Source organism: Corallococcus praedator (genome assembly GCF_003612125.1).
GTDB classification, from domain to species: Bacteria; Myxococcota; Myxococcia; order Myxococcales; family Myxococcaceae; genus Corallococcus; species Corallococcus praedator.
On the sequence record NZ_RAWI01000602.1, the window covers coordinates 1 to 3,968 of the forward strand.

General features: G+C 70.5%; 7 protein-coding genes and 1 pseudogene. 5 read left to right on the forward strand and 3 right to left on the reverse strand.

Features of this window, described 5'->3' with window-relative positions; all coding sequences use genetic code 11:
• The 3 genes and pseudogenes from D7Y13_RS39540 to D7Y13_RS39550 all read left to right on the forward strand — a co-directional run.
• Nucleotides 1-243, forward strand: a pseudogene (locus D7Y13_RS39540) (hypothetical protein); the annotation flags it as partial.
• Between the two features lie 73 nt (nucleotides 244-316).
• On the forward strand, nucleotides 317-556 hold the full coding sequence (locus D7Y13_RS39545) for a GIY-YIG nuclease family protein (RefSeq protein WP_120538451.1): 240 nt from the start codon (nucleotides 317-319) through the stop codon (nucleotides 554-556).
• A gap of 187 nt (nucleotides 557-743) precedes the next feature.
• Complete coding sequence (locus D7Y13_RS39550) at nucleotides 744-1,145, forward strand: hypothetical protein (RefSeq protein ID WP_120538448.1); 402 nt, start codon at nucleotides 744-746, stop codon at nucleotides 1,143-1,145.
• Between the two features lie 25 nt (nucleotides 1,146-1,170).
• Here D7Y13_RS39550 and D7Y13_RS39555 read toward each other — a convergent pair whose 3' ends face one another.
• On the reverse strand, nucleotides 1,171-1,473 hold the full coding sequence (locus D7Y13_RS39555; RefSeq protein ID WP_120538449.1) for a hypothetical protein: 303 nt from the start codon (nucleotides 1,471-1,473) through the stop codon (nucleotides 1,171-1,173).
• 92 nt (nucleotides 1,474-1,565) lie between these two features.
• On the opposite strand from D7Y13_RS39555, the gene D7Y13_RS39560 reads away from it, so the two are divergent.
• Both D7Y13_RS39560 and D7Y13_RS39565 read left to right on the forward strand, forming a co-directional pair.
• Nucleotides 1,566-1,847 (forward strand): hypothetical protein, encoded by a 282-nt coding sequence (locus D7Y13_RS39560; RefSeq protein ID WP_120538450.1) that lies wholly within the window; start codon nucleotides 1,566-1,568, stop codon nucleotides 1,845-1,847.
• Between the two features lie 13 nt (nucleotides 1,848-1,860).
• Nucleotides 1,861-2,367, forward strand: a complete 507-nt coding sequence (locus tag D7Y13_RS39565; protein WP_120586106.1) for a hypothetical protein — start codon at nucleotides 1,861-1,863, stop codon at nucleotides 2,365-2,367.
• Nucleotides 2,368-2,383: 16 nt separating this feature from the next.
• On the opposite strand, the gene D7Y13_RS39570 is transcribed toward D7Y13_RS39565, so the two are convergent.
• Nucleotides 2,384-3,076 (reverse strand): radical SAM protein, encoded by a 693-nt coding sequence (locus tag D7Y13_RS39570; RefSeq protein ID WP_120538411.1) that lies wholly within the window; start codon nucleotides 3,074-3,076, stop codon nucleotides 2,384-2,386.
• Nucleotides 3,077-3,205: 129 nt separating this feature from the next.
• A partial coding sequence (gene nudC / locus D7Y13_RS39575; RefSeq protein WP_120630997.1) for an NAD(+) diphosphatase occupies nucleotides 3,206-3,968 on the reverse strand: 763 nt, incomplete at its 5' end.

The following is a 3,968-nucleotide window of genomic DNA, read 5'->3' on the forward strand; positions in this document are numbered from 1 at the left end:
GCCCCACTCTACCGCCGCCCGGACCCCGTCCCCGTCAGAAAAGCTTCTGCCTCCGCGTGGGGCGGGTTGGTGGGCGTGGTGCACGAAACACAGTTGCTGGCCGCCTGGGGGGCGGATCCACTGGCGCAGGTGTCGGATGTGATGGCGCGCGTGCGCAAGACGCAGCTGAGGAGCAACGAGCGCCGGCGCATCCATCAGGCCCGCCTGGCTGCCCGCCCCACGCGGAGGCAGAAGCTTTTCTGACGGGGACGGGGTCCGGGCGGCGGTAGAGTGGGGCGTCGTGTCCGAAGCCGCCCCTGTCGCCTGGACCGTGTACATGCTGCGCTGTCGCGACGGCACGCTCTACACGGGCGCCACCAACAACCTGGAGCGCCGGCTGGCCACGCATGGGCGCGGCAAGGGCGCGGCCTACACGCGGGCCCGGTTGCCGGTGACGCTGGTGTGGAGCGAGCCCGCCGAGGATCGGAGCGCCGCCCTGCGCCGGGAGGCCGCCATCAAGCGGCTCACCCGCGCGGACAAGCTCCAGCTCTTCGCGCGGCGTCCCGGGCGGCGCTAACGCATGGCCCCCTGCCTTGTTGGGCGGGGGGATTTTAAATGCGCGACGGGATGCCGGCCGCGCGACAGTGGGCGCGCGGCGCCGGGTTGTTTCATCGTGCAGTGATGATCCGCCTGGGGCTCCCGGGTGGGTGTACGGATTCCGGGGGTCGATCTAGGGTGTGGCCGTTCCTTGCAGGGGGAAGTCCATGCTCCGGTCGCGCTCTTCCGTGTTCGTCTTGCTTGCGTTGGGATTGGGAGGTTCGGGGTGCTACGCGCCCAACCACCAGCCCGTCATCACCGCGGGGCCCCGGCCCCTGGGCTCACCGTCGACGGTGGGCGGCCTGAAGTTCGAGGAGGGGACGGTGATCCAGCTCCAGCTTGAGGTGAAGGACGCGGACGACGACGAGATCTTCTATCTCTGGTCGCAGGTGCCCGTGAACCCGGCGGGGACGTTCAGCAGCACCACGGTGGGGACACCCACCTGGACGGTGCCGCCGCCCCCCGAAAACCCGAACCAGGCCATCCACCTCAACGTGGAGGTGAAGGACGGCAACGGGGGCGTGCTGCTGGGGCAGTCGCCGGACATCTACGTCATCCCCAAGCAGTAGCTGCCTGCCTGGGGGGCAGGCCGGGCTAACCGGCGACGGTCGCGGAAGGCGGAGGAGTGCCGGGCCGCTGCTTCGAGCGGCCCCGGATGGCGACGAGGATGGCCGCCACCAGGCCCACGCCCGCGCCGATGGCCGCCCCCATCAACTGCGAATGCATCAGCGACGCCGTCACGCTGCGCACCACCTCCGGCAGGTTGCACATGGTCTGCGCGGCGAGCGGCGTGCTGTTGTTCCACTCGATGTACGAGGGGGCCGTCAGCGACGCGACGAGGGTGCCCAGCAGGGTGCCGGCCAGGATGAAGATGAGGAATGTCTTGAGCAGGGACATGGGAGGGACCTCCTCGGCGGGTGGGCGGCGGGCCGTCCTTAGTATGCGTCCGCGCGCCGCGAAAGGGGCGAAGGCATGCTAAGGGAGCGGGTGTGCCGCTCCTGCCACTCGCCATCTTGTTCGGGGTCGTCTCGCTCGCGTGCGCGGTCACCCTGGTGATCCACGCCTTCCGCCGCAGCGTGGGCACGGGGGTGATGGTGCTGCTCATCCCCTGCTACATGCTCGTGTACGCCTTCAGCCAGTTCGAGCACCCGCGCAAGAACCTCATCGTCGCCGGCTTCCTGGCCAGCACGGTGCTGACGGCGGTGTTCCTGGGCATGGGCGCCCACGGGCTCGCGGCGGTGGCGGCGCGCACCCCGCCCCCCGGCTTCTAGCGTCCCCGTCCACATGGTCGCGCCCGCCGTCGTCCTTCCGGATGCCCGCTGTGGCCAGCACCCCACCGTGTCCGCGGTGGCCCTGTGCGCGCGCTGCGGCGGCTTCCTGTGCGGCGCGTGCACGGAGGTGCTGGAGGAGACGGCGTACTGCGAACCGTGCGCCGAGCGGCGCTGGCAGGACACGCGGCCGTGGCGCGCCGGGCAGGCGCTGCTGGTGGCCAACATCCTGGGGCTGCTGTTGCTCACCGCGCCGCTCATCCACCTGTCGTGGACGACCCGGCCCGGCAGGCTGGGCGGGGTCGAGGCGACGCTCCTGCAACTGGGGTGGACGCTGGCCTCGGGCGTGGGCGGCATCGGCTTCTCCACCTGGAAGCTGGGGCGTCAGGCCCGCGCGGAAGCGTCCTCGGGCGGTGGGCTGGCGCGCGCCCTGCGCATCCTGTCGGCGCTGAACCTGCTGGGCGTGGCGCTGTGGTCCGCGCTCGCCGTCTTCTCGCTGTACTTCTTCCGGATGAAGTCCTGAGGGTCCGGGCCGCGCGTCAGACGCCGCGCGCGTTGGGGTCCCACAGGTACTTGTGCATCTGGAGCTGGAAGCGCACCGGGAGCCGGTCCTCGATGATCCACTCGGCGAGTTCGCGCGGGTGGAGCTTGTCGAAGATGGTGGAGCACAGGACGCTGTACGGCTTGGTGCCCAGGCGGTGCTCGGTGATGAGCGCGCGTGACCACTCGTAGTCCTCGCGCGAACCGATGACGAGCTTGAGTTCGTCGTTGGCGTTCATCGACACGAGGTTGCGGTAGTCATTGCGGTCGCACTCGCCCGACGACGGCGTCTTCATGTCCACGATCTTGTGGACGGCCGGGGGCACGAGCCGCACGTCGATGGCGCCGCTCGTCTCCAGCAGCACCTTGAGGCCCGCGTCCAGCAGCGACTCCATCAGCGGGTACACGCCGGGCTGGAGCAGGGGCTCGCCGCCCGTCACCTCCACCGCGGGCGTGTTCAACGCCAGGATCTGCGTGACGATGTCCGCGTTCTTCATGCGGTTGCCGCCGTGGAAGGCGAACTCGCTGTCGCAGTACGTGCAGCGCAGGTGGCAGCCCGTGAGGCGGATGAAGGCGCAGAGCAGGCCGGCGTGAGAGGACTCACCCTGGAGGGAGAGGTAGATTTCCTTCACCACCACGGAGTCGGCGGTGGGGACGCGGCGGGGCTCGATGTGCGGGCGTGCGGCGGGCATGGGCGTGCTTGCGGAAAAAGGGGCGCATCAAGCGCACCCGGGGGCCGTGGGTCAAGCCCGGTGGCCATTCCGGGACGAACGCGCCCCGGGGGGCCGGGAATTCCAGGTCGGTCGGCTGCTTCCCGGAGGCTAGGTGTGGGTCGGAGACCTGCGGGCCTTCACCCGGTCGATGAAGGTGTCGATGAGGTGCCGGGCGATGCTCAGCCGGGGCGGGATGCGCGGCAGGTCGTCCACGTCGAACCAGCGGGCCTCGGCGATCTCCTTGCCGTCCACGGTGACGTCGCCGCCCGCGTACTCGGCCATGAAGCCCACCATGAGCGAGCGGCCGAAGGGCCACGGCTGGCTGCCGAAGTAGGTGAGGTCCTTCAGGTCCACGCCCACCTCCTCCTTCACCTCGCGCAGGACGGTCTCCTCCAGCGACTCGCCGGGGTCCACGAAGCCGGCGACGGTGCTGAAGAACGGCTCGGGGAAGGTCGCGTTGCGCGCCAGCAGCATCTGGTCGCCCCGGGTGATGAGGACGATGACGGCCGGAGAGATGCGCGGGTAATAGGGCGTGTGGTCCACCGGGCAGCGGCGGGCGCGCTCCCCCGCGACGAGCTGCGTGGGGGTACCGCACTTGCCGCAGAAGCGGTGGCTCAGGTCCCACTCCGCGATGGACAGCGCGCGGCCGGCCACGGCGAACGTCGCTTCGTCCACCTGCTTGTAGAGCGAGCGGGCGGGGACGAACTTCATCCCTTCGGGCGGCGCGAAGTCCCCGGGCAGGGGCACCGCGTAGCAGTCCGTGTCGTCGAGCACGCCCAGGAAGTGGGCGCTGGCGGCAAGCTCCGGCAGGTCCGCGCACCGGGGGAGGGCGAGGGTGCCGTCGCGGTCGGACACGAGCAGGTCCATGCCG

Bases quoted from the DNA above. Each gene is read 5' to 3' on its own strand.
- D7Y13_RS39545 (WP_120538451.1), top strand. From the start codon at position 317: ATGCTGCGCTGTCGCGACGGCACGCTCTACACGGGCGCCACCAACAAC.
- D7Y13_RS39550 (WP_120538448.1), top strand. From the start codon at position 744: ATGCTCCGGTCGCGCTCTTCCGTGTTCGTCTTGCTTGCGTTGGGATTG.
- D7Y13_RS39555 (WP_120538449.1), bottom strand. From the start codon at position 1,473: ATGTCCCTGCTCAAGACATTCCTCATCTTCATCCTGGCCGGCACCCTG.
- D7Y13_RS39565 (WP_120586106.1), top strand. From the start codon at position 1,861: ATGGTCGCGCCCGCCGTCGTCCTTCCGGATGCCCGCTGTGGCCAGCAC.
- D7Y13_RS39570 (WP_120538411.1), bottom strand. From the start codon at position 3,076: ATGCCCGCCGCACGCCCGCACATCGAGCCCCGCCGCGTCCCCACCGCC.